Genomic DNA, 24675 nt, shown 5'->3' on the forward strand with positions numbered 1-24675 from the left:
AAAATTTTTTTTGAAATGTAAAATATTTGCTATGAAATGCAAATTGATGTATGTTTACTACCGAAAATTGAGAAATTCATCACCCAAAGTAAACATAGAGGTTCGGCTAGAAGTAAATGCAGGAAAGGGGCATCAACAGTACATTCAAAAAGATCATCTATGAGTCTTCCGAAATGGTATTTTTGGCAGATGACACCTACCCCTATTCCATATTTTATGGCAATGAAACCTTCGAAAATCATATAGGTGAAGGACTTTCTGACCGGTCTTTGGTTGGACTTGGATTGGATATCACTTCTTACATTTTCAAAGAAGAACTGGTGCTGACCTTTGAGGATAAGGATTACTCCTTTCATTTGGAGCTTCCACATGAAAGCGGTTCCAATTACTACCTTTTTTACAGAGGAAAAGAAATAAAAACCCATGGCTTGCCTTCCAAAAAGGAAGCCTATCAGTTTTTCAAATCATCTTTGGATTTAATTGCTCTGGGAAAAAATGACCACTTGACTTTTGTCAATCCAGCCGTCACTGCTGCGTTGGGCTATTGTCCAGAAGAGTTGTTGCATACCAATCTTTGCCCTTGGATTCATCCGGAGGATTTAGCCCCAATCCAAAATCTGTGGAAGTCCCTGAGGCAAAATCCCGGAAATTCTTTTCAAACCTTTCGAATCAAGAACAAAAAAGGAGATTACCGTTGGCTGGAATGTAATATTCAAATCGATCCTGAACTTTTCTTTGTCATTGCCAGAGATATCACTGATAAAAAGGCCATCCAACTGGATCAGATAAAGCAAGATGAGCTTATTTCCTTGAATAAAAATGGAGGAATATCCGCTAAGTGGGAGTATGGGGACACATTGGGATTGAAATCGGATAAATCAATTCAAGATTTTGCGCTTCGACTGAAGTTGACTGCTGCTGAAAATGAGGATTTGCTTCAGGCTTTGAACCAAGCTGCGCGGTCTATCCTCTCCAATCCCAATCAACAAGAGGGGAACGGAAAAATCAGAATGGGGGAAAAACTTATTGAATTTAGCTATTTCAGATCTTCTTTTGATTCGGGATCCATCCATGGTGCACTATGGGACAATTCCGATTGGGAAAAGCTCAATCTTGAACTGGCCCTTCATAAGACGTGGTGGCAGCAAATTCCCGAAGCTGTACTCGTAGTCAATCCCGAAGGAAAAATAATCTCTCTCAATGAGGAAGCAAAGAGACTTTTGGGATGGGAAAATCAAAATCCGCGACATCTTTCAGAATTGAATGTATTCTTCGAAAAGGGAGAAAACTGGACAGATTGGATCAAATCTCCAGCTGAGGATGGGTTCATCAATCGGTTTTCCACTTTGTGGATTGATGATACGGGCAAGCAGCTTACTCTTGAAGTAGCCACTAAGCCAACCGAAATAGGAGATCAGACCTTTGTTTCGATATCATTTAGAAATATCTCCGAGAAAATAAAACTGGAAAAATCCCTTGAAGAAAGCAGCGATTTCTTGATGAATCTGACGGAGCAGGTTCCCGGGGGATTGTATCAATTGGTATTGGACGGGGAAGGGCAGATGAATTTCTCTTTCTTATCCAAAGGTATTCATTCGGTTTTGGGCTTGTCCAGTGAGGAACTGGTCGAGTTCAAAGATATTTCCAAAGCGATCACGAAAGTGCATCCGGAAGATTTGCCTCAGGTGATCATGAGCTCTGTGGCCTCAGCCCGTAAAATGGAACCCTGGCAATGTCAGTTTCGGGTACGTACTCAGCCTCAGTCTGAGTCTTACCGTTGGGTATTGGGAGCGGCAAGGCCACAATCCCTAGCAAACGGTGACATGGTGTGGTATGGCTATCTCACCGACATCACCAAGCAGAAGGAATTTGAGTCCAAGCTGGATGAAGCTCGAAGAGCGGCAGAAAAAGCCAATCAGATCAAGTCGGATTTCCTTTCTATGATTTCTCATGAATTACGAACTCCACTAAATGCCATTTCGGGTTCGGTTTATTCCTTGTTTCAGGACAATCCGAGTGAATCCCAGAAAAATGCACTGAATACCATCAATTTTGCTGTGGATAATCTGATCATTATGATAAATGATCTTCTGGATTTTCAAAAGATCGAAGCTGGCAAATTATCCATCGAATCCAATCCTTTTCCCCTTAAAGATCTGTTGGAACAGGTCATCAAAGGCCTGTCCTTCCATGCCCGTGACAGTAAAAACTTACTGCAACTCCACCTCTCCAATGGCTTGGACGTTCAGGTCAAGGGTGACAAAACTCGACTTTCACAGGTTCTTAATAATCTGATTACCAATGCGTTGAAGTTTACCAACGAAGGCAAAGTCGATGTCAAAGTCGATCTGATTGGGACCCTGAGAAACAAAATCAGGGTGTACTTTGAGGTAAAGGATACCGGAATCGGGATTGCTCCCGAAAACCAAGAGAAAATTTTCAACGACTTTGATCAGGTGAAGCCTACATTCAGTACCAAATATGGGGGTACAGGATTGGGGCTTTCCATTACTCGAAAGCTATTGACGCTCATGGGCGGCAAGATTCAATTGGAATCTGAAGTAGGAAAAGGAAGTCGGTTTTTCTTTGAACTCGAATTGGAAAAAGCGGCAGACCAGCCACTCCACCAAATCCAAAAGAATGAATCGAGGAGTTTTGAAAAGCTACATCTACTCATGGCTGAGGATAATGATGTCAATGCTTTGGTATTGGGAAAAATCATAAAAAAGTGGGGCTATACCTACGATAGAGCTATTCATGGCCTTGAGGCGGTGGAGTTTGCCCAAAAAGAAACGTACGACTGCATCCTAATGGATATTCAGATGCCCGAAATGGACGGCTTTGAGGCAACAGAAAAAATCAAAGCCATATCCCAGGTTCCTGTCATTGCTTTGACCGCAGCAGCCAAACTTGAAATTATGAGCAAAATCGAAGAAATCGGTTTTGATGGATTTGTAGCCAAACCAATTGATGCAGCAGAATTGCTCAAAAAAATCAAAGAAGTGGTTCTGGTAAGTTCTCAGAGGGCCTGAGCCTTCTGAAAATATTCTTGAGCCATATCCATATCGGGAAAGTTTTTTGCCAATTCCGAAAGGTATTGCAAGGCAGATACTTTATCCCCTTGCATTACATAGTAAATCCCTTTATTCCTTAAGGCAAATGGATTTTTTGGATCCATTTGCAAACTTTGGTTGATCCAATCCAAACCTTCCTCTGTCCGATCCAAAAACAGCAAATACAATCCTTTGTTGTTGTAAAAGTAGGCTTGCCTATTGTCTAGGGTGATGGCTTTTTCTACTGATTCGAGCGCTTTTTCATAGTTTTTTTCCTCAAAAAGAATCATTGACCGAAGGTTGTGCAGGTTGGGTTCAGAGGGGTTGATTTCCTCGGCCTGAGTGAGTTTTTGTTTTGCTCCTGAATAATCTTTCTGGTAGAAAAGTATAGTTGCCTGGTTCACCCAAAGGTCTGAATTATCTGGGGCTAGCTGGGTTGCGTTTTGAAAAGCCTCCAAAGACGCCGGAAAGTTCTTCAGTTTTTCTTGGGTGAGGCCTTCCAGAAAATAAGATCTCCAATCCTGCTCATTCAGGGATTTTAGCCGGTTGGCATCTTCGCGGGCTTTGTAAAATTCTCCATTGTCCAGATAGGAAAGTCCTCTCTGAAAATAGGCTTCATAATTATCCGGCTGATAGGAAATCGAACTGTTGAAATCATGAATGGCTTGATCCAATTGGTTAAGCCTAAGATGTGCCAAGGCTTTGTTGAAATATGCATCGGAATAGGTGGAGTCCAAGGCAATGGCCTCTTGATAGAATCCAATGGCAGACTTGGGATCATTTTCTTGGAGCTTTTCATTTCCCTTGAGGAGAAATCTTCCCTTTTTATCTTCCAAGCTGTCACATGAGGTCAAGAAAACCAAAGCAAAGAAGAGGGAAAATAAGTTATTCAGAACTACCGTCTTTTTCTTTAAAATACTCATCATCGTCTTTTTCTTCTCCTAATAGCAAAGCAAAGGGTTTGGTTTCTTCTGATAGTGAAAATATTTCCCTTAGGATAGCCAATGTCGGGATGACCAAGATCATACCGGCGATCCCCCAAATAGAACCTCCTACCAATAAACCCAGAAAGGTGATAAAGGCGTTCAGGTTTACATTTCCTCCGACGATTTTTGGGGTCAAAAAATTCCCTTCAATGATCTGAATCACCTGATAAGATCCAAAGACCAACACAGGGTAAATCAAACCATCCATGGTCAGAAAGGAATAGGTCATGGGTAGAGTGACTCCGATCAAAGGACCGATATAGGGGATAATATTCAGAATTGCTCCAAGTATCCCGAAAAACACCGCATGCTTGACTCCTATGATGGAATAAGCAGTGATATTCAATATTGCCAAAATCACCATGACTTTTCCTACTCCTACTATATAGCCCTGAATTACTTTTCTGAGGTTGGAGATACGCATTTTGACCAGCGCAGGATCATGATTTCGATAGATCATCACCATCATTCTGGTGAGGTGTTCCCGGTAGAGTAAAAAGAAAAACATAAAAACCGGGATCAAAATCAATCCGGACATGGAACCAATCGCACTCAGCGCAAATGAAGTAATGCTGCTGGTATTTTTATTGACATACCTGATCAACGCTTCTGCTTCGACTTTTTCTGAAAGGTTTTCCTGGATTCCAAAAGTGGAGCTAGCCCATCGGTCTATTTGCTCTGCCACCGTTACCAATCGATCTGAGGTGTCTGAAAAGTCCTTGGTAAAGCTGACCACATTGCCAATGATAAATCCAAGCAAACCTGCTACAAAAGCAATCATGATCAAAAGCGAAAGAACACAGGCGAGCGTCCTTGGAATCTTATATTTCTCCATCCAATTCCCTATCGGAGTAAACAGAATGGCAAAAAAGCCGCCCATGAATAAGGGGATCAGGAGACTTTTGCCCACTATCAGAAAAAAGACCAAAACGATAATGAAAGCCATCACCGAAAAGGCCTTCAAGTAGGCTGGAATTTTAAAGTCTTTGATCTCCATGGTGTTCAGGTTTGGGAAGTAAGGGACTATTGATTTCTCCTCTTTCTTGATTATTTCACGATTCAAAATGAAAATTTACCCTTTCCCCTGTGAAAATCCTAAGCGGTAAGCAGTAATCCTGAACGTTTCATCAGCGCATCTGTTTTTGGATCTCTTCCTCTGAATCTCCGGTAGAGGATGGACGGATGCTCACTTCCTCCGGCACTGAGTATGTTTTTGGCGAAAGACCGGGACGTCTCCGGATCGAATACTCCTTTTTCCTGAAAGAGCTCAAAGGCATCCGCATCCAGTACTTCGGCCCACTTATAGCTGTAATACCCCGAGCTATATCCTCCTTGGAAAATGTGTGAGAAGCTGGTGCTGACCATAGTTCCTTTCACTTTCGGAAGTAGGTCTGTCTTTTTCATGATTTTTTCTTCAAACGCCCGAATGTCCTTAATCTCTTCAGGTGACTGTCCGTGGTAGGCCATATCCAAAAGACCGAAACTCAATTGCCTCACTGTCTGATATCCTTGCTGGAAATTAGCTGCTTTTTTAATTCGCTCGATCAAATCTTCAGGTATAGCCTCACCAGTCTGGTAGTGCCTTGCAAAAAGGTCCAAACATTCTTTTTCATAGCACCAGTTTTCAAAGATTTGGGAAGGCAATTCCACAAAATCCCAATACACACTCGTACCGGAAAGGCTTTCATAGGTTCCTTTTGCCAGCATGCCATGGAGAGCGTGTCCAAACTCATGGAAAAGGGTTGTCACCTCATTGAAAGTAAGCAGACTGGGTTTGCTTTTGGTTGGTTTGGTAAAATTGCAAACGATGGAAACATGTGGCCTGCTTTCTGCCCCATCAGTTTGATATTGGCCTTTGAAAGAGGTCATCCAAGCACCGTTTCTCTTGCCGGCCCTTGGGAAAAAGTCTGCATAAAAAACGGAGACATGATTTCCGCTTTCGTCCTTTACCTCGTAGGCGGTCACATCCGGATGATAAACGGGTATTTCTTTATTTTCCTCAAAGTCCAATCCATACAATCGCTTTGCAGTCTGAAATACACCCTCAATTACATTTTCCAGCTGAAAGTAGGGTCGGAGAATTTCGTCATCCAAAGAATACTTTTCTTTTTTAAGCTGCTCAGAATAGTAGGCAAAATCCCACTTTTTCAAATCGGTCAGCCCATCTTTCTTTTTGGCAAATTCCAAAACCTCCTGTACTTCAGCTTCAGCTTTTGGTTTGGCCTTTTCCAGAAGGTTTTCCAGAAATTCCATCACCTTTTGAGGACTTTTTGCCATCCTTTCTTCCAAGACAAAATCCGCATGACTGGCATACCCCAAAAGGGTGGCTCGGTCGTGGCGTAGCCTAAGAATATCCTTGATGATTTGTTGATTGTCCAGCTCGTCGCCTTTGGAAGCTTTGGTATTGAAGGCCAAAAATAGAGTTTGCCTCAAACCCCTGTTTTTGGCATAGGTCATAGCCGGAATGTAACTTGGATAATCCAGGGTAAAGGCCCAGGTGCCGGGTTTTCCTTTTTCTTCGGCTATCTGAGCGGCAGCTTCTTTGATTCCTTCCGGAAGTCCTTCGAGATCTTCTTCCTGATCTACAAAATGAACAAAGCGATTGGTCTCTGCCAAGACATGCTCACCAAATTTCAGGCTGAGTTGGGAAAGCTCTTGGTCGATTTTTCTGAGTTTCTGAGCTTCTTCAGTGTTAAGCTTGGCCCCATTTCGGACAAAGGATTTATATGTCTTTTCGAGTAGGGTGTTTTGCTCAGGATTTAGATCTAAGGACTCTTTATCGGCATAGACCTTGGCCACACGTCTGAAAAGGTCTTGGTCCAAAAGAATATCATTGGCATGCTCAGTCAGCAAAGGAGAAATCTCACGGGCCAATCGCTGGATTTCATCGTTAGTTTCTGCCGAATTGAGGTTGAAAAAGATGGCTGAGACCACACCAAGCTTTTTCCCTGAACGGTCAAGAGCCTCAATCGTATTTTCAAAGGTGCTTTCTGGTTCTACTTTGATTTGATCGATTTCTTTTTTGGCCTGGATAATGGATTCTTGGATGGCTTCCAGGAAATGCTCGTTTTTAATTAGATGGAATGGAGGGGTGTCAAAAGGGGTGGCAAAATCTGCCAAAAGTGGGTTATTCATTGGACAATAAGATATTAATTTTCTTGCTGATGATATGACTTGCAATTTACCCAATTGTTTTATCCCTGTCACCTTGTCGCAGGCATTTTCATCATCGGTTGGTTTTATTTTGATCAGCTATAAAACTGGCAGAAAATGCGTTTTTAATTTTTTGGTTCAGCATTTTTCAATTCAAGCTCCAAACAAATTCAAGCTAACTTTTGGTAAATGATTAGCTATGAAAAAGACAATCGGACTTTTGATAGGAATGTTGATTTGGGTGATCACGGCATTTTCCCAAGTCTTGGTCAAAGATGGACTGTATTTCAATCCGGCAGGTAGGCAGGTTTGGATTATGGATATGCAGGGAAAAGAGTATCCTAGGGCCTTGTTGTATAAGGTTTCCAAAGACTCCCTGTTTTTGGTGGAGACAATGAGCAAAAAGATGACTTCTAAGTCAGTTCCAACTGAAATCAAAAGAATCCATTATTCTCAGGTCAAGTCTTTGGTGACCCTGCGAAAATCACCAGGAAAGCAGGGGGCTTTGGTAGGTGGAATAATAGGAATACCCCTAGGAATAGCTATCAATGCAGCTACGAGCAATTCAGTAGAATCTGCCCCTGTAGTCGGTCCGGTTTTTTCTGAAATGATTGATCAGCCATCTTCTGTAATGGTATCCATACTGTTTGGAGCAGGAGTAGGGGCTGGACTCGGGGCATTGGTAGGAGGGATGGCAAAGAAAAACTGGGAACTGGATGGTTCCTTTGAAAAGTTTCAAGCAATCATTCTTGATTTGGATAAGCGGGCTTTTTGGAGCAGGACTTCAGGTAAAGGGATACCGGTCAACTAGTATTCATTAAAGCCAAAAAAACCGGGTCAAGCCCGGTTTTTTTGGTTAAAAGTCACAACTCATTTCTTCCATCCCTATTGGCGCTCCGTCAGGGATGCTCAAGACCTCTTGGGCTGGGAATTCTACAGGCAACTCCAGATACGTTTCAATTTTATCTGAGAGGTAGTCCCTGTGGGCTTTTGCAATTCCGTTGCTAGCTTCCATATCCGCAATTTTTTCCAACTGCATTCGCGCAATTGCCCGGACTGTTTGTACAGCATCAGGATTTTTTGAAAGATTGATCAGGAAATCGACCAGTTTTGACTCAGTCATCCACTTGATTTCGTTTTTCAATCCTCCCAGATTGGAGCTGGAGAATACCTGAGAGGTGACCTGGTTAAGAACTGACTCCAAGCCGGGTAGATTCGGGTCGACTAAGTTTTGAAGGTAAATTCGATTAGCCCGGCCTGATTCGAAGAGGAAGGTGAAGGTAGCGTCTACCACATTCTCGGCAGGTGCGATTGGGTCAAATACAGGCCCGGTTCGTGATGGGAAAGTTTCTCTGTTTTTTCCATATCCATAAGGACGAGGAGGAATCAAAGCCAGAATATGAGCAGGCACCTCCAATTGGGTTGGAGAAATCCCCGTCAACAAGGCATCCAAGGCTTCTTTTTGAAGAGAAGCCGGAATCCACTTCTGGTTGGGCTGATTGTCGCCTTTCACCTGATAATTGTAATCCATGCCTCCAATCAACTTGCTCGTCGCTTCTAATTGATAGCGATGCATAAGATAAAGTGGCACGAAGACTTCCTCCAAGGTAGCCAATGGTTCTCCGTTGCGGATGGCATTCAGGCCAAAGGTTTTCATCCGGTTTTCCCTCACTTTGAGTAAGCGCATGTATTCTGCAGGAGCAGAAGATCCATTGTCCCAAAGATGAGATCGGGGATGGGCCCCACTTGGGTCTCGGGAGTCGGAGTCCGTGATGAATTCATATCCTGCCGAGTAGGTGTCCAATAGAGTTTTATTCAAAAACTCCTCTTCAGACTGTCCGGAAGCCGGTGTGCCATATCCATAAGTAATGGCCCACTTGTCCCATTCTCCGATTTTCAGATCGTAGGAATCCGAAAAATCCAACTCGCCATTGGCATTTTCTTTTATCAAAGGGTAGGGGTAGTCCATTACAGAGGACCTGCCTTCCGCTGAAGTAGCATAGCTGTGGGCCAGTCCGATGGTGTGACCAATTTCATGAGCCGAAAGCTGCTTAAGACGAGTCAGGGCCATTTCCATCATTCTCGGATCCACAGGTTTCCCTTCTTCAAAAGGTTGAATCAAGCCTTGAGCTATGAGGTAATCCTGTCGGACCCGAAGGGAACCCAAGGAGACATGTCCTTTTAGGATTTCCCCGGTGCGTGGATCTCTCACACTTGATCCATAGGACCAGCCTCTAGTAGATCTATGTACCCATTGGATGACATTGTATCTAACATCGAGCAAATCCAATCCCTCAGGAGCCAATTCCACACGAAAAGCATTTTTAAAACCTGCCGCTTCAAAAGCTTGAGCCCACCAATTTCCTCCTTCAATCAAGGCTGAAGCCACAGGCTCTGGAGTACCTCTATCTAAATAATACACGATGGGTTCTACCACTTCAGACACCGCCGCAGTTGGGTCTTTTTTCTCCAGTCTGTGTCTGGAAATGAACCGTTTGACGAGAGGTTCATCGATCGGAGTGGTGTAATCCTGATAGCTGATGAAGAAAAATCCAGCTCTGGGGTCAAACTTACGCATAGCATAAGGCTCAGGAAGCTCGATAAAGGAATGCCTCATGCGGACAGTGACAGCTTCTGGACTGGGGGTAACTGATCGGAGGTAAGCCCCGGCGCCTGTTCCGGTAAGGGTGATCGTAGCTTCGACTTCTGTATTTTTCGGGAAGTTTTTTGTCATGGGATAATACAAAGCTGAGCGGCTTTCATCTACCCGATAGTTTCCCTGACGGCCTCTGCTGAGTCGCTCACTGACTCCATGGGCATCCTGGAGGTAAAATTTGGTGGCTTCCACATAGTGAGACCCTCCCTCTGACTTGGTGATTTCAAATCCCCAAAGCGTAGATTCCGCAAAGGCATCTTTAATTGATTTGGCTTCAGATGGATTGTCGGTGTAGGCTCGGAACCCGTAATTTTTATGAACCAGAAAGAGTTTGTTACCGGATTTTCTAAACTCTACTACCCGGGTATCACCTAGCTGACCTCGATCCAGCCCGATATCATTGGATCCGATTCCGGCTGTGAGGGAATTGACATAGAGAAACTCGGTGTCAAGGGACTTGACTTCCAGATAGATTTTTCCTTTTTCTTCATCGAGATAGAAGGGGACAAATCCTTCTTTTTTCACCATTTTGGAAAAGTCCGGACTTTGTCCAAACCCGGAAACCCAAAAGAAAGTCAAAAATCCGACTAGGCTGTATAGTTTTTTCATCTGTATATTTTTTGATTTTTATTGGTCAGATGGAATCTTTGACGATTAAAATCATCATTGCCATATGAAGCTAATGATGATTTTAATCGTGTCGATTTCATGGGTGTTTTTTGCTTTTGCGACAAATTATCAAATACTGCCTTACTTTTTGTACCATCAATGGAAAAATCATTTCAAAAAGTAGCGAATCATCAAGGCAGAATCAGTTTGCCTTGCTCCATCGATAGTTTGCAGACCTGAACTGATCACGTCCCGGTCCGAAAAGCGGGTTTGGGATATTCTGAGATAGGCAGTGAGTTTAGGGTTGATTTGATATTGACCCAAAAGGTAGTATCGGATTCCTCTTCCGGAGAAGGCTGGAATAGAAAAGGTCCAAAGCACATTGTTTTCGAAGGCATACAACCTGTTGTCATAGGTTTCTGCATCGAAAATTGCCCACCTTCCGGTCAGTCTCCAAGCCCTTTCTCCATACTGAATATCCTGAAGAGCCATCAACCCATGAGTTCTTTCTCCCTGAATCGTGACCCTACTCCAGAGTATTCTTGATCGAAGGAATAAATCTTTGTTTATGCGAGTTTCCAAACTCAGCATTCCATTTTGCTTGATCACTGGCTCAACTAGATAAGGCAGTTGATTTTCACCCGAATTGGCCAAATTTCTGTCCTTTTGTTCCTGACGGAATTGAATGAATGCCAAAAGGTTTCTTTGGGGTTGATAACTCAATCTAGCCAGCCATTCATATCCTTTGGAAGGGGCGTACACCCGATACCTCAGCCATGGAAACTTGAAATAGTCATAGTAAGCATTGATTTTCCAAATCTTGGAAGGGCGGATTTGAATGCCCATATAAAGCCCCTGCTCATTGATGGGGCGGGTGCTCTCTGCAAAGCCGGAGGAGTAGAAACTGTGGAAATTAGGGTCATACCTCCTCCAAAGCAAAGAGAAATCAACTTGTTTACTCAGACTACTGACCAGCCCCAAAACCATTCCGTTTCCTTTGCTTTGAGAAATGGCAGACTCTCCGAAGAGAAAGAAATTTTTCCAGTTGTAGTTAAAATATAGGCTTGTCACTGCATTGGATTGACCAGAATATTCCCGGCTGTTGTAGATTCGCGGGCTTCTTACCCAAGGCCTGTCAAACCGGGTTGCCAATGCATTAGCACCGATTTGCCATCGACCTGAGGAATGGGCGTATTGAATATTTCCTCCCAAATTGGACTCGCGGATTTGGTTTTTGGTACTGATCTCACTTGGAGTGCGATGAAGGCCGGTCTGAGAAAGCGAGCTGATGGTTTCTACCACATTTTCCAAAGTGTCCGATGCGGCGGCGATTCTCCCGTCCCGGGGAGCATGTGAGGCAATGACGGTAACTGACCAGTTTCTCAGCTGTCGGGTCAATCCCAGTCCCCTGAAAAAGCCAAATTCCAAAGCTGCTGTGTAGGGTAAAAGTCCAATACTGCTTCTTCTCACTGTTGGGACCGTTTCTGCTCCTTTGCCTAAAGTATACCCTGCACCAAAAACCAAACCTTGTCCAAAACTGGCCTGAAAATCCCCTAAAGCAATGGTTCTCCATTTGCCGACTTGATACCGGGTAAAGTGAAAGGAGAAAAAGTTAAACCCATAGCGGGCAGTCTGACCATCCCAAGTGAACTGTTCTCCGGCATCTTTTTCCAAAGTGACCCCCAAACTAAAATCTCTTGGATGCTGGATTCTAAATCTCAAATAGATCTCATTCGGATCACCCAAATATCTGGTGCTGAGTTTTCCATTGGATAGGGTGTCTGCTGGGGTAAATCCTCTTCTTGTTTCCCATGTTCTTCTGTGTCGGAAGAGGACATAAGCATTTTCCTCCTTTTTCAACCTTTGCCAAAATGGAACGGTCTTTCGATTGATTTCTCCCAAAGTAACAAATGGAATCAAGGCTTCGATCAGAGGAAGATCAAACTCAGGAATAGACTGAAGCTCATAAAGGGAGATGAATGGGCCGAGTTTTTCCCGGTAAGCGAGAAAGTTTCCTATCTGCAAGGGAGAAAGTAAATAACTAGCTTGAAGCACTTCCGAGTTAGCCTGATTCAGATTGATCGGATTTTGATAAAGCTGGAAAAGTGCCTCGTAGATGGCTTCATAGTCGATATCCTCATCCTGCACCGGAAAAAGCCGCTCAATAAATGATTCTAAATCCACCGGTGGATTTCCACGCTGTTGGGCCAGACAAAAGGAAGGGAGAAAAAAAAGTACCAGAAGGAAAAGAATTTTCATAATTTCCCCAAGCTAAGTCCCAAACTCAGGTGATGAGAGACTCCCAGGGCTGTATTTTCCCCGAAGGCATAATCAAAACCAAAACGGTCTTTTCTCAAGCCTAATCCAAAGCTGATTCTCGAAGGATTGGTGCTTACTCCTGCTCTCAGAAAGATCCAATGCTGTAGCTTATACTCTAATCCAGCCCTAAAAATTGGGTTCGTTTCTACTTCTTTTTCCAGCTCAGCAGCTAGTGACACATTTTCAGACGCCAGATAATTAATTCCCATCTGAATCAGTGTAGGCAATAGCTGCTCGGTGTTTCGACTGTACTTGGCCTGATTCAGGTTGGAAAAATTAGCTCCCAAGAATGTTTTCGGTCCCAACTCTGCCACTCCTCCCATAGAAATCAAAAAGGAATGGGCACTTCCAAATCCCTCGATCTGCGTTTGAAACCAATCCAATTTGATCCCAAGAGATACGATTCCAAGGGTATTGGAAAATCCAAATCCGAGGATTTGCTGACTGAAATACTGATCACCGAAACTGCTCACCCCCAGTCCAAAAGTCCCCAGTTGACTCTTCATGGCTCCGGCAAGACTGTAGGTATTCAGCTCTTTGAGTCCAAATCGGGAATCATATCCAGCCGTCAGTTCGCTTTCCTCCAGTCGATCAAGGTTGCCTACATTATTGAAAAATGTCCAAGCATCCCGGGTAAACAAACGAAGATTGCCCATTCCTTGGCTTCTAGCGCCATAGGATTGGGTAATTGGGTCTGTTTGACAAAAAGAGAAATGTGTAAAAAGACCCAAGAAGCATAAAAGTATCGATTGCCTCATGGAAGGAATAAAAGTATAGGTTCAATTTACTAAAAAAGTAAATGGAAGTATTCTTTGTTAAAAAAAAAAATGAAAAGTGAGCACTTAATCGATTGAAGGTAAAGGGATTAGACCTGGGTTTAAAAGGGAGCCCTAAAATTGAAGAAGATATTTCCCTCTCCTTGGTTGTTGACCGAATATTCCAGTCTCAAGACTGCATCGTAAAAACCAACGATATCTATGCCTGCCCCATACCCGAAAAGGTACTGATTGGTCAATCGGGCATTTTCGGGGATTTCGTTACGGTCTGTGACATAGCCATGGTCAAAGTTTCCGCTTAGGTACATTTTAAAAGGAAGGGTATTGAACTGATCCCCGGGGAGGTATCTGGAAATGTCAATCGAAAAGTCCAAAAACTTATACCTTAAGCTGTTTTTTTGGACATAAAGCTGCTGTCCTTCGATCACATTCAATTCGTAACCTCGGATGAAATTGGGATTGTATCCTATTCCTCTGACTAGGGTATAGGGCTGCTGATCACTCAAAAACCAAACGCCTGTAAGGCCAGCTGCAAAGTGTATTCGGTCGGTGAGCGGCTTGTAAATATTTGCGTTGATGTTGATTTCTATTTCATCAATGTCTTCGGTATTGAATATGCCATATTTGGTCGCCGAAATCTGCAAGAGTTCTCCATCCGTGGCATAAGCGATATTATCCCGCTTATCATGTCTAAAAGAATACTGTAAATAGGCATAGCGGAGGTTGTTTTTCCCATGCTGGAAGTAGACTGGATTTTCATTCAAAACATCGGGATTGATCCAGGTGTAATTGTATCCCAAGGTAACAAAGTGAAAATTGTAAAAGGTCCTTCGGTAAGTATACCTAAGCGCGGTGGAGAAGTTTTTTCTTAGGACCTCTTCCATTTCATTGGTATAGAAGACCTGCCGATTAAATTCAGACTTGATAGGGATCGTTTTTTGATCAGCATATGTCAGTTGGAAGGCGAGTCCATGCTTTTGATTCTTATCAATGTAGGGCTTGGAATAGAGGATGTCTAGTGCTTTGGTAAATCCAAGCTGGCCTGAAAATCTAAGTTTTTCATTTCTTCCTCCTACATTAGAATGACTGACCCTCAATCCATAATTTACTCTAGACCAATCTCTTCCCTGATTGGTCCACCATTCTGCAAAGTTCCTGTCGGCAAGTTGGAAAATGATCGAGGGTAAAATGTACCAGCGTTCTTTTACTGAAATAAGTATTTCTACCTCCTCTTCTCCGGTAAACAGGGGGGTGATTTCTACTTCGGTAAAAAGCCTAAGGTTGTAGATCTTCTGCTGATCCGCTTGGAGGATGCCAACAAAAGTCTCCCAATCGTAATAGTAATCTGTCGTAAAATCAAGCTCCCTGAGTATGACGCTTTTTTGGGTTTTCTGATTTCCAATGATGAAAATATTATTCACCTTGACTCGCTCCGGTGCTCCTGGATTGACCGGTGCGTAAGAGGTATCCTGTGCCAAGACGGGTGTACCAGTCCCAATACCCATCAAAAACAACAGAATGAAGAAATATTTTACAAAAGCCGACAATGGAATTCTCTTTCTTTAATTTTGGTTTTCCCTTTATACGATAAAAGGCCAGCGAGAAAATGATCAAAACCTACATCAGAAAGATAGCGATATTTCCAGTGCTGGTGTATCAGTATGTCATTTCTCCACTTTTTCCTGCCTCCTGCCGCTACACACCCACCTGCAGCCAATACATGAAAGAAGCAATTCTGAAGCATGGACCCATCAAAGGAGGCTGGATGGGCTTCAAAAGAATCGGGCGATGCCATCCTTGGGGAGGGCATGGTCACGATCCGGTTCTCTAGATTTTTTCTTATTTAAACCCTGTTTTCAATGCTTTGAAAATCAGGAAAATGCCCAAAAGAACGAGAGGGACACTTAGGATTTGTCCCATATTGAACTGCATTCCACTCTCGAAATCGACTTGGACTTCTTTGTAAAACTCCCAGATAAAGCGCATGCCGAAAACCGAAATCAGGAATAGGCCCAACAAGAGTCCATCAGGGAGATTGGATTTGAACTTGATCCACAACGCCAGAAGTACGAGGAAAATCAGGAAATAGGATGCAGCCTCATAGATTTGGGTTGGATATTTTGCCTTTCCGAAGGTACTAACGGTCACCAGATAATTTCCGGGTTGTTCTTTGATCTCATAATCCAGAGGAGTTTCTGCAGGCTCCGCCAAAAACTCCTGAGAGGAATTGAAGCGGGTGAGTGCATATTTGATGTCTTGCTCCAGAATCTGACTCAGCTCATCTTTGGAGAAATTTCCTTTGGAAATAATCAAATCGAAATTAACGGGTACGATACCGTTTCCAGTCAGTTCGGAGCCGCGGTCAGTGGGTTTATAAGCATCAATGGATTCAATGGGCACTTTGAGGTTTTGCAGAATCTCTTCCGTGTCCCTTGCAAACACAAATCCTGAATCTGTGCCTGAGTCTTTGCCGACGATTTCTGAGTTCATCAGATTTCCTACCCGAATCAATGCTCCAGTCATCGCTGTGACAATGACAATTCGGTCTACTACCCAAAGGTAGCTTTGACCCGGTGTGCGCTTGGCGTAGAGCCACAGTGCCAACAAAATGGCAACCGCTGCCCCGTGGGAAGCTAATCCTCCTTCCCAGACCTTAAGAATAGACAGCGGGTTGCTGAGGTATTTGTCGGGCTCGTAGAAAAGCACATGTCCTAATCTCGCTCCAATGATAGTTGCCAAAACCATGTAAATGGTCAGCTTATCCACCAGTCTTTCATCCTGGCCTTCTTTTCTGAAAAAGTAAACCATAAACTGCTGGGAAATGATAAATCCCAAGGCAAAGAGTAAGCTATACCATCTGAGCCGTTCAAATCCTGAAAAAACAGCCGGATTGGGGTCCCAAACAACGTAGCTAAGAATAAATGAAAGCATAAGATTTTTATTAAAGTTGGTCTAAGTGCTTGAGTTCTTCCTCAAAACCACCGGATAAAATCGGGAATCTATACCAAGTTTTGGGATCAACATTGAACTCATCCAAATGAAAGGAAGGAGCCAATCTCTCTCTTTTCCATTGATTGCGGGACCAAAGTCGGAAGAATTTTTTAATGTATCCCTTCAATTGCCTAGGTTCTAGGTTAGTTTCAGCTTTGAGCAGCTCATAGGTGTCCATGGGAGATCTCCGATCTCGAATAGCCAAGCGCTCGATTTCTACCAGTAAGGAATAGGGCATCAGGTCCATTTCGTCCGTTTGGGTCTTTTCCAAAGGGCGGAGTTCTGCCGTTGGGGTTAGGTTATTTACTGCAGCAAGTCCGGGTCTGTCCAATTCTTTTTCGGCCCACTTGAGCCAATGAATGAGGAAATGCTTGTCCACCGCGGCGATAGGGGAGATACTTCCGCTGGTATCCCCATCCATGGTTGTGTATCCTACATCTCCCTCACTTCGATTGGAAGTAGAAAGCAGCAGGGCCTGATTGAGATTGGCCAGCATCCAGATGATGGGGGACCGGGCTCGCGCTTGAATATTTTGGAGGGTGATGTCGTCGGTTTCCCAAGTCAGCTTTCTGCCGATGGCCTTTTCGATTTTTTGGGTATAGGAATTTACTTCTTCATCAATCGTCCATGAATAGAATTTAGCTCCCAAGCTTTCCGCTAGTTTTCTGGCAGATTGGAAAGTGTCCTCAGAAGAATTTTTGGTGCCCTGATATGCTGTGGTCAAGAGTTCTCCAACAATTTCTTTTTCAGGATCTGAGGTTTTTGGACTAAACTTGAGATTTAACTTTTCAAGAAAAATATCCAAGCCCAATTCTTCAATCCCTCTTTTGACCATCTCTGCTACCAAAACAGCAATGGTGGATGAGTCTGCTCCTCCAGAAAGGGAAAGGACAAAGCCTTTGCTTTTGCTTTTTCTCAGGTAATCGAAAAGCCCCAAAGAAGATGCCCGGACAAATTCCCATTCTTTGGGTTGAATGGGGGCAAATTCCTGAATTTTATTCTCTAGGTCAAAAGTCATCACCTGATAATCCTTAAATGAAAGGAGCTGATTTCTTCCTAGAGTATTTCCTTCTTTTGCCAGAAGGATTTCCCCGTCAAAAATCATCCTGCCTGACTCATTTCCCAACAAATTCACATAGCAATAATAGCAATCAAACAGGCTGGAACTTTCTTCGATGAGTTCTTTCCGCAAAATCGTTTTTCCCATGGCAAAATGAGAAGCGCTTGGATTGAAAATCAAATCTACTTTCCGGTCTTTCAGTCTAAATCCCGGTCGTAAAGCGCCCCTCCATGCATCCTCACATATTTCAAAACCATAATGAACTCCATTAAGCTGAAATGTGAGATCGCCAAAAGGAATCTTTTCTCCTTCCCACTCGAAGCTTATCACTTCATGAGCTTGCCAAGGAGTAAACCATCGAAACTCGTAGTGGACTCCATCGATGGCCATAAACTGCTTGGCGACAAAGCCTTGGAGAATTCCGTTTTCGATAACAGCGACTGTATTGTAGACGTTATCAGCCATCCTGACCGGAAGCCCGACAGCGACCGTGATTCCCTTGCAATGAGGGATAAGCAATGCCAATTGGGCCAGTGCCCGCTGTGGATACCAATAGCTTAGAAAAAGATCTTCAGACCCATAGCCCGTGATGGCCAACTCTGGAAAACAAACCAAGTCTGCACCTTGGACTTTGGCAGTGGCTAAGGCTTGAAGTATACGGCTGAGGTTGCCCTCCCAATCCAATGGGGTTTGGTTGACCGTGGCGCAGGCAATTTTTAAGGGCTTCATTGGGATAGGAAAACGGGGAGTTAGGAGTGAAGCAGTTTTAATCGTTCGCAGGCTATTCGGGAAGCGTCTTGTTCGGCTTTCTTTTTAGTCGACCCCTTTCCCTGAAACACTTGACTGTTTTCCACTTTAAGTTCTACAACAAACTCTTTGAATTGTTGGTTGCCATTGACTTGAATTACCGTAAATTCTACCTGTTTGTTTTCTTTTTGAGACCACTCAATGATTTTGCTTTTGTAATTGTAAATGGTACTGACCATTTCGTCCAGATCCATGTGAATGAGTATTCGGGTGAGGATTAGTTTTTTTGAAAACTGATATCCTCTGTCCAAATAAACCGCCCCTAAAAAAGCCTCAAGGATATCACCATAGAGGGATTTGTTTCCGGTAAACTGTCGGCTGTCTATCACTAGGCTGAGTGTGTTTTTTAAACCTATTTTGATGCCAATGGCATTGAGTGTCTCCCGGTTCACCAGTTTGGATCGGGTCTCGGTCAGAAATCCCTCATCCCGAAAAGGATATTTTTTGAATAAATACTCAGCGATCACGGCCCCCAAGATTGCATCTCCGAGAAACTCCAGTCTTTCATTAGAAATCTTGAGTCCCTTATAGCTTTCTTCATTGAGTCCGGCCGGGGTAAGGGCAAGCCGAAAGAGGGATAAATTCAAAGGCTTGCGTCCTGTGATCATTTTGATCGAGGAGGCAAGCCTTTTGTCTTTGGTATTGAAGAAAAGAGTAGGAAATCCGAGTCTCTGAAAGAGTTTCACTCTGCTCAGTTATATTTTTTGAAAATGACAGAACAGTTGTGACCTCCGAATCCAAAGGTATTGCTCAAGGCAAAATTGATTTCTCTTTTCTGCGCTTTGTTGAAAGTCAGATTTAATCCAGGGTCAAAAACTTCATCGTCGGTGAAGTGATTGATAGTAGGAGGGACCAAGCTGTTTTGGATGGCCAAGATAGAGGCAATTGCCTCGATGGCACCGGCTGCACCGAGCAAATGGCCAGTCATGGATTTGGTACTGCTGATGTTCAGTTGGTAGGCATGTTCGCCAAAAACCTTCTGAATAGCCTTGGTCTCACTTACATCCCCAAGTGGTGTGGATGTGCCGTGAACGTTGATATAGTCAATCTGCTCGGGTCTCAATCCAGCATCCTGAAGTGCAATTTCCATCACACTGCTCGCTCCCAAACCTTCTGGATGCGGGGCTGTGATGTGATTGGCATCAGCGGTCATACCACCACCTACCAGCTCTGCATAGATTTTTGCACCTCTGGCTTTGGCATGCTCCAGTTCTTCCAAGATCAAAGCTCCTGCACCTTCTCCGAGTACAAAACCATCTCTGTCCTTATCAAATGGACGGGATGCTGTTTCTGGAGATTCGTTTCGTTGGGATAGGGCTTTCATGGCATTGAATCCTCCGATACCTGCCTCGGTCACTGCAGCCTCCGATCCTCCGCTGATAAACAAATCAGCTTTTCCAAGCCGGATATAATTGAAGGCGTCAATGAGCGCATTTGTAGCGGAGGCACAGGCTGATACGGTGACAAAATTAGGACCTCTAAATCCATATTTGATGGAAATAAAACCCGCTGCAATGTCAGCGATCATTTTTGGAATGAAAAAGGGATTGAATCTTGGGGTACCATCTCCTTTGGCAAACTCGGTGACTTCCTCCTGAAAGGTACGAAGCCCACCGATGCCGGAGCCCCAAATCACACCTGCCCGGCTTTTGTCCATGCTTTCCAAATCGATACCCGAGTCTGCCACGGCTTCATCTGCGGTGATCATGGCATATTGGGTGAAAGGATCCATTTTTCTAGCCTCTTTCCTGTCGATAAAATCCTCCACGTTGAGATTTTTCACCTCGCAGGCAAATTGGGTCTTGAAAAGTGAAGCGTCGAAGCGGGTGATAGGCGCAGCGCCGCTCACACCATTAGCCAATCCATTCCAAAATTCATCTTTGGAATTGCCTATTGGTGTGAGAGCACCTATACCCGTTACAACAACTCGTTTTAAATTCATGTGCTGAATTTACTGGATTGAATTATTTTACGTTAGCCTCAAGGTAAGTGATGGCCTGGCCTACTGTGCCAATCTGCTCGGCTTGATCGTCTGGAATTGAAATGTTGAATTCCTTTTCAAACTCCATGATCAATTCTACAGTGTCCAGAGAATCAGCGCCCAAATCATTGGTGAAGCTAGCTTCCATAGTCACTTCAGACTCTTCTACGCCAAGTTTGTCAACAATGATGGCCTTTACTTTTTGTGCAATTTCAGACATTTTGTGATCAGTTTAGTTAATAACACTCCGCAAAGAAATATATTTAATGCCTAATTGACAAAGAAAAGATTCAAGTTAATTTATGGTTTGATGCCTAGTCTTTGCTCTAGATTTTTATCCCTAACTTTGCTTTGATCTGTTTTTTTTCTGAATGAAGAAGGCCAAATTATTCATAGAACCCACTTTTGACTTTGAATTACTGGGGATTGTATCTCCTGTAAAGGACTATAAATTAGCTTGGCTGATCAATAGAGCCCTTCAGATCAATTTGGTCCGGTCAGATGATCTTTTGATCGAATTCCTCAGTAATCCCAATCTGGAGATTTCTCAGTTTTTTCTTTCTTTGCCTCATGGATTTATTCAACTTTTGAAAAATAAATCACTCAATTCTTCCCAGCAATTGGCATATTTGATCCCTGAACTCAGGAATATGGATTATTTCCTACTGATTCAGGACGAGACAGGTCTGATTGATTTGGGAGATTATTTGAAAAAGCTGGCCAATAATCCCTTTATCCAAAGTGTAGTCAAACTTGACGTATCCAAACTTAAATCAAAAGAGAACCTATTAACTTATTAAAAAGCGCAATGAGCCCACTTCCGTTTAAAAAGACAAAGATTCTAGCCACCATAGGACCCGCTTCCAACAACTACGAGATGATCAAAAGCCTGGCAGCTGCCGGTGCCAATGTCTTTCGTCTCAATTTCTCTCACGGAAGTCATGAAGTCCATCAGGAGGTGGTTCAGATCATTCGCCGAGTCAATAAAGAACTCAATTGCCATCTGGGAATCCTCCAAGATCTTCAAGGACCCAAAATTCGGGTAGGAGAGGTGGAAAACAATGGAGTAGAGATCAAACCCGGGGAACAAATTACCATCACCAACGAACCTGTAGTAGGTACCTCATCTTTGGTCTCCACAGTCTATCAAAATCTCCCTCAGGACGTTGTGCCCGGTGACCGGATTTTGATCGATGACGGAAACCTTGAAGTGTTGGTCAACAGTACAGATGGAAAAAATGTGAACTGCACTGTGGTTCATGGAGGGATTCTCAAGTCCAGAAAGGGTATCAATCTCCCCAATACCAAAGTTTCTGCACCTTCATTGACCGAGAAAGATCTCGAAGATCTGGAGTTTGGTCTGGGGCAGGATGTGGACTGGATTGCTCTGTCCTTTGTACGTTCTGCAGATGATATTTTAGACCTCAGACAGCGAATCCAGAAAGCAGGCAAATCCTGCAAGATTGTGGCGAAAATCGAAAAACCGGAAGCTTTGGAAAATATCGATGCTATCATCGAAGCCACCGATGCCATCATGGTAGCCCGGGGGGACTTGGGAGTGGAAGTGCCTATGGAGATAGTTCCTCTTTGGCAGAAAAAAATGGTCCAAAAGTGTAAACTAGCCTGCAAGCCAGTCATCATTGCTACCCAAATGATGGAAAGCATGATCCAAAACCCCAGGCCCACCCGCGCCGAGACCAATGACGTGGCCAATGCGGTATTGGACGGAGCCGATGCGGTGATGCTTTCTGCAGAGACCGCCTCCGGAAAATACCCAGTCAATGCAGTCAAGGCCATGACCAGCATTATCACCTATTTGGAACAAAACGCAGAGATCTACCATAATCTCTATAAGATTCCCGACGAGGATCCTACTTTCCAGAGCAGCAATTTAGTCTTGATGGCAGCAAGATTGTCCCGTAATGTGAAAGCCAAAGCAATCGTGGGCATTACTTCCTCGGGCTTTACCGGCTTTAAAATTGCCTCACATAGACCCTATGCCAATATTTTTGTTTTTACCAGAAACGAAAAACTGCTCACCCAAATGGCCTTGGTTTGGGGGGTAAGGGCTTATTATTACACCAATCAGATTTCTACAGACGCTACCTTTGAGGATATTGAAAATACGCTCAAGCTGGATGGCCACGTGAAGTCCGGTGACTTGATCATCAATACCGCTAGCATGCCCTTAAAGCAAAAGGGCAAAACCAATATGCTCAAAATCCATGTGGTAGATTAATTGTATTTTTCTTCAAATCAAGGGGTGAATCATTCAGTTCACCCCTTTTTTTATACAATTCGGGGGAAGTTGGTTTACAAATGTTTAATCTTTTTGTTCATAAGCTAAACAAAAATTAACTACCTATGACAAAACTCTTGCGATTTCTCTTAGTAGGATCATTCTTTTTCACGATCCTTTCCTGTAGCGACGATTATCAAGGTCCACTGCCTTACCCTACCTTGATCGAAGCTGCCAACGATGCGGGACTTACCACTTTGGTGACTGCCGTGCGTGCTATTCCCGGCTTGGAAGCTACACTCCAAGATCAGGCTGCAATTACTGTTTTTGCCCCTACCAATGAAGCTTTCGCCAATGCGCTTACTGCATTTGGCGCTACTGACCTCAATGATTTGGTAGCGAAACTTGGAGGAGCAGCCAATCTTCAGACTGTTTTGGGTTTTCACGTTGTGCCTGCCGTGGCTTTCTCCAGAAACTTGAACGAAGAAAATACTTTCACCACCCTAGCCGGTCAAACTCTTAGAGTAAGGTCTACTCCAGGCTTGGTGACCGTAACTGACGCTGAAGGTAATGTGGCCACCGTAGTTCAGGCAGACGTGGAAATCGAGAATGGGGTGGTCCATGTGATCGACCGTGTATTGATTCCGAACATTGACCTACCTAAGCCGACTCTGGTAGAAGCTGCAACTGAAGCTGGTTTGACTACTTTATTGACTGCTGTCACTGCAGTGGATGGATTGGCCAATGCCCTCCTTTCTGCTCCGGCAATCACCGTATTTGCGCCGACTAACGAGGCGTTTGCCGCTGCGTTGCAGGTTTTCGGGGCAAGCGATTTGAACGAATTGGTGGTGAAAATCGGTGGTGCAGAAAATTTAGAGAAAGTATTGGGCTTCCATGTGGTGCCTGCAGTGGCATTTTCCACTGACCTTGGTGCATCCAATACCTTTACCACACTTTCAGGACAGGAAATAACTGTAGAACGTTCGGGCAACACCGTGACTGTCATTGACCAGCTGGGGAGAACTGCCCAAGTGGTCGCAGCAGATGTGGAAATTGCCAATGGGGTTGTCCACGTAATTAACGGGGTAATGCTGCCCGATCTGATGCTTCCCAACATCGTCCAGGCTGCTCAGGCTGCGGGCTTATCTGTTTTGCTTGATGCGGTGACTGCGGCCAATTTAGGAAATGCTCTTCTGAATGCTGAAGCGATCACTGTATTTGCTCCTACCAATGAAGCCTTCGTTGCCGCTCTTCAGGCATTTAATGCAGCTGATCTTAATCAGTTGGTTGCTAGAATCGGAGGAATTGAAAACCTTCAGACCGTGTTGGGCTTTCATGTAGTTCCAGCGGTAGCTTTCTCTACTGATCTTGCCGCGACCAATACCTTTACCACACTTGCCGGACAAGAATTGACCGTGACAAGTTCTGCTTCCGGAGTGACAGTGACAGATGCCTTGGGTAATACGGCGAATGTGGTCGCTGCTGACGTGGCCATTGCTAATGGAGTCGTTCATGTCATTGACGGTGTGTTGCTTCCGGAGTTGGATCTTCCCAATGTGGTGGAGGCCGCTCAGGCAGCTAATCTGACCGTGTTATTGGATGCAGTCACTGCGGCCGGTCTTGGTGGTACACTTCTCGAGCAAGAGGCTATGACTGTATTCGCGCCGACTAATCAGGCCTTCCTCAACCTTCTCGATGAATTGAATTTGGGATCTCTACAGGCATTGATCAATACCTTGGGAGTAGATGCTGTGACCAAAGTTTTGGGATTTCACGTAGTACCTGCCACTGCTTTCTCGTTTGACTTGGCAGAAGGAGCGCAGGAAGTGCCAACCTTGGCAGGAGAAAACCTTACTGTCACCCGAACAGGAAATAACGTAACCGTAACCGATGCTGCTGGAAATACCTACAATGTCGTTGTTGCCAACGTGGCTATCGAAAATGGTGTCGTTCACGTCATTGACGGAGTAGTATTGCCTACTTTGTAAGAATAAACCGATATTGATAAACTTTCTCAAGGGGACAGATTTTCTGTCCCCTTGTTT

The 24675-nt window shown here is 44.0% G+C and carries 18 protein-coding genes; 6 read left to right on the forward strand and 12 right to left on the reverse strand.

The annotated features are described in order from the left end of the window. Window positions 1-116: 116 nt before the first annotated feature. Window positions 117-3032, forward strand: coding sequence for an ATP-binding protein (locus tag AAA943_RS12150; RefSeq protein WP_338224528.1), 2916 nt, complete (start codon window positions 117-119; stop codon window positions 3030-3032). Here AAA943_RS12150 and AAA943_RS12155 read toward each other — a convergent pair. The 3 genes from AAA943_RS12155 to AAA943_RS12165 form a co-directional block, all read right to left on the reverse strand. Beyond that, on the reverse strand, window positions 3020-3979 hold the full coding sequence (locus AAA943_RS12155; protein ID WP_338224529.1) for a tetratricopeptide repeat protein: 960 nt from the start codon (window positions 3977-3979) through the stop codon (window positions 3020-3022). The genes AAA943_RS12150 and AAA943_RS12155 overlap by 13 nt on opposite strands. Further along, window positions 3939-5036 (reverse strand): AI-2E family transporter, encoded by a 1098-nt coding sequence (locus AAA943_RS12160; protein ID WP_338224530.1) that lies wholly within the window; start codon window positions 5034-5036, stop codon window positions 3939-3941. Before AAA943_RS12160 ends, AAA943_RS12155 begins: the two co-directional genes overlap by 41 nt. A 98-nt stretch (window positions 5037-5134) precedes the next feature. Continuing rightward, on the reverse strand, window positions 5135-7174 hold the full coding sequence (locus AAA943_RS12165) for a M3 family metallopeptidase (protein WP_338224531.1): 2040 nt from the start codon (window positions 7172-7174) through the stop codon (window positions 5135-5137). Window positions 7175-7391: 217 nt separating this feature from the next. On the opposite strand from AAA943_RS12165, the gene AAA943_RS12170 reads away from it, so the two are divergent. Continuing rightward, complete coding sequence (locus AAA943_RS12170) at window positions 7392-8003, forward strand: hypothetical protein (RefSeq protein WP_338224532.1); 612 nt, start codon at window positions 7392-7394, stop codon at window positions 8001-8003. A 45-nt stretch (window positions 8004-8048) separates the two neighbouring features. On the opposite strand, the gene AAA943_RS12175 is transcribed toward AAA943_RS12170, so the two are convergent. The 4 genes from AAA943_RS12175 to AAA943_RS12190 form a co-directional block, all read right to left on the reverse strand. Next, on the reverse strand, window positions 8049-10457 hold the full coding sequence (locus AAA943_RS12175) for a zinc-dependent metalloprotease (RefSeq protein ID WP_338224533.1): 2409 nt from the start codon (window positions 10455-10457) through the stop codon (window positions 8049-8051). 168 nt (window positions 10458-10625) lie between these two features. Further along, window positions 10626-12716, reverse strand: coding sequence for a ComEA family DNA-binding protein (locus AAA943_RS12180; protein WP_338224534.1), 2091 nt, complete (start codon window positions 12714-12716; stop codon window positions 10626-10628). Further along, the gene (locus tag AAA943_RS12185) at window positions 12713-13432 is read right to left on the reverse strand and encodes a PorV/PorQ family protein (protein ID WP_338224535.1); all 720 of its coding nucleotides are present in this window, start codon (window positions 13430-13432) and stop codon (window positions 12713-12715) included. The genes AAA943_RS12180 and AAA943_RS12185 overlap by 4 nt, the downstream gene beginning before the upstream one ends. A 221-nt stretch (window positions 13433-13653) precedes the next feature. After that, entirely contained in the window at window positions 13654-15057 is a 1404-nt protein-coding gene (locus AAA943_RS12190; protein ID WP_338224536.1) for a BamA/TamA family outer membrane protein, read from the reverse strand. Between the two features lie 101 nt (window positions 15058-15158). Here AAA943_RS12190 and yidD point away from each other — a divergent pair, with 101 nt between their 5' ends. After that, a complete protein-coding gene (gene yidD, locus AAA943_RS12195; RefSeq protein ID WP_338224537.1) occupies window positions 15159-15383 on the forward strand; it encodes a membrane protein insertion efficiency factor YidD in 225 nt (74 codons plus the stop codon). Between the two features lie 8 nt (window positions 15384-15391). Here the strand turns inward: yidD and AAA943_RS12200 are convergent, their stop codons facing one another. Genes AAA943_RS12200 through AAA943_RS12220 form a run of 5 tightly spaced genes read right to left on the reverse strand, consistent with a single transcriptional unit; the run spans window position 15392 to window position 20611 of the window. Beyond that, the gene (locus tag AAA943_RS12200) at window positions 15392-16483 is read right to left on the reverse strand and encodes a prolipoprotein diacylglyceryl transferase (protein WP_338224538.1); all 1092 of its coding nucleotides are present in this window, start codon (window positions 16481-16483) and stop codon (window positions 15392-15394) included. Between the two features lie 10 nt (window positions 16484-16493). Then, window positions 16494-18332 (reverse strand): NAD(+) synthase, encoded by a 1839-nt coding sequence (nadE, locus tag AAA943_RS12205; RefSeq protein ID WP_338224539.1) that lies wholly within the window; start codon window positions 18330-18332, stop codon window positions 16494-16496. Window positions 18333-18352: 20 nt separating this feature from the next. Next, window positions 18353-19096 (reverse strand): ribonuclease III, encoded by a 744-nt coding sequence (gene rnc / locus AAA943_RS12210; RefSeq protein WP_338224540.1) that lies wholly within the window; start codon window positions 19094-19096, stop codon window positions 18353-18355. Window positions 19097-19101: 5 nt separating this feature from the next. Then, window positions 19102-20352: a beta-ketoacyl-ACP synthase II gene (fabF, locus tag AAA943_RS12215; RefSeq protein WP_338224541.1), complete on the reverse strand. Its 1251-nt coding sequence runs from the start codon at window positions 20350-20352 to the stop codon at window positions 19102-19104. A gap of 22 nt (window positions 20353-20374) precedes the next feature. Continuing rightward, a complete protein-coding gene (locus AAA943_RS12220) occupies window positions 20375-20611 on the reverse strand; it encodes an acyl carrier protein (protein WP_026950184.1) in 237 nt (78 codons plus the stop codon). A gap of 151 nt (window positions 20612-20762) precedes the next feature. On the opposite strand from AAA943_RS12220, the gene AAA943_RS12225 reads away from it, so the two are divergent. The 3 genes from AAA943_RS12225 to AAA943_RS12235 all read left to right on the forward strand — a co-directional run bounded on the left by AAA943_RS12225 (window position 20763) and on the right by AAA943_RS12235 (window position 24618). Next, window positions 20763-21191: an IPExxxVDY family protein gene (locus AAA943_RS12225; RefSeq protein WP_338224542.1), complete on the forward strand. Its 429-nt coding sequence runs from the start codon at window positions 20763-20765 to the stop codon at window positions 21189-21191. An 8-nt stretch (window positions 21192-21199) separates the two neighbouring features. Then, window positions 21200-22630, forward strand: coding sequence for a pyruvate kinase (gene pyk, locus AAA943_RS12230; protein WP_338224543.1), 1431 nt, complete (start codon window positions 21200-21202; stop codon window positions 22628-22630). A 125-nt stretch (window positions 22631-22755) separates the two neighbouring features. Next, window positions 22756-24618, forward strand: a complete 1863-nt coding sequence (locus AAA943_RS12235; protein ID WP_338224544.1) for a fasciclin domain-containing protein — start codon at window positions 22756-22758, stop codon at window positions 24616-24618. Window positions 24619-24675 lie beyond the last annotated feature (57 nt).

It is taken from the genome of Algoriphagus confluentis (assembly GCF_036245625.1).
GTDB classification, from domain to species: Bacteria; Bacteroidota; Bacteroidia; order Cytophagales; family Cyclobacteriaceae; genus Algoriphagus; species Algoriphagus confluentis.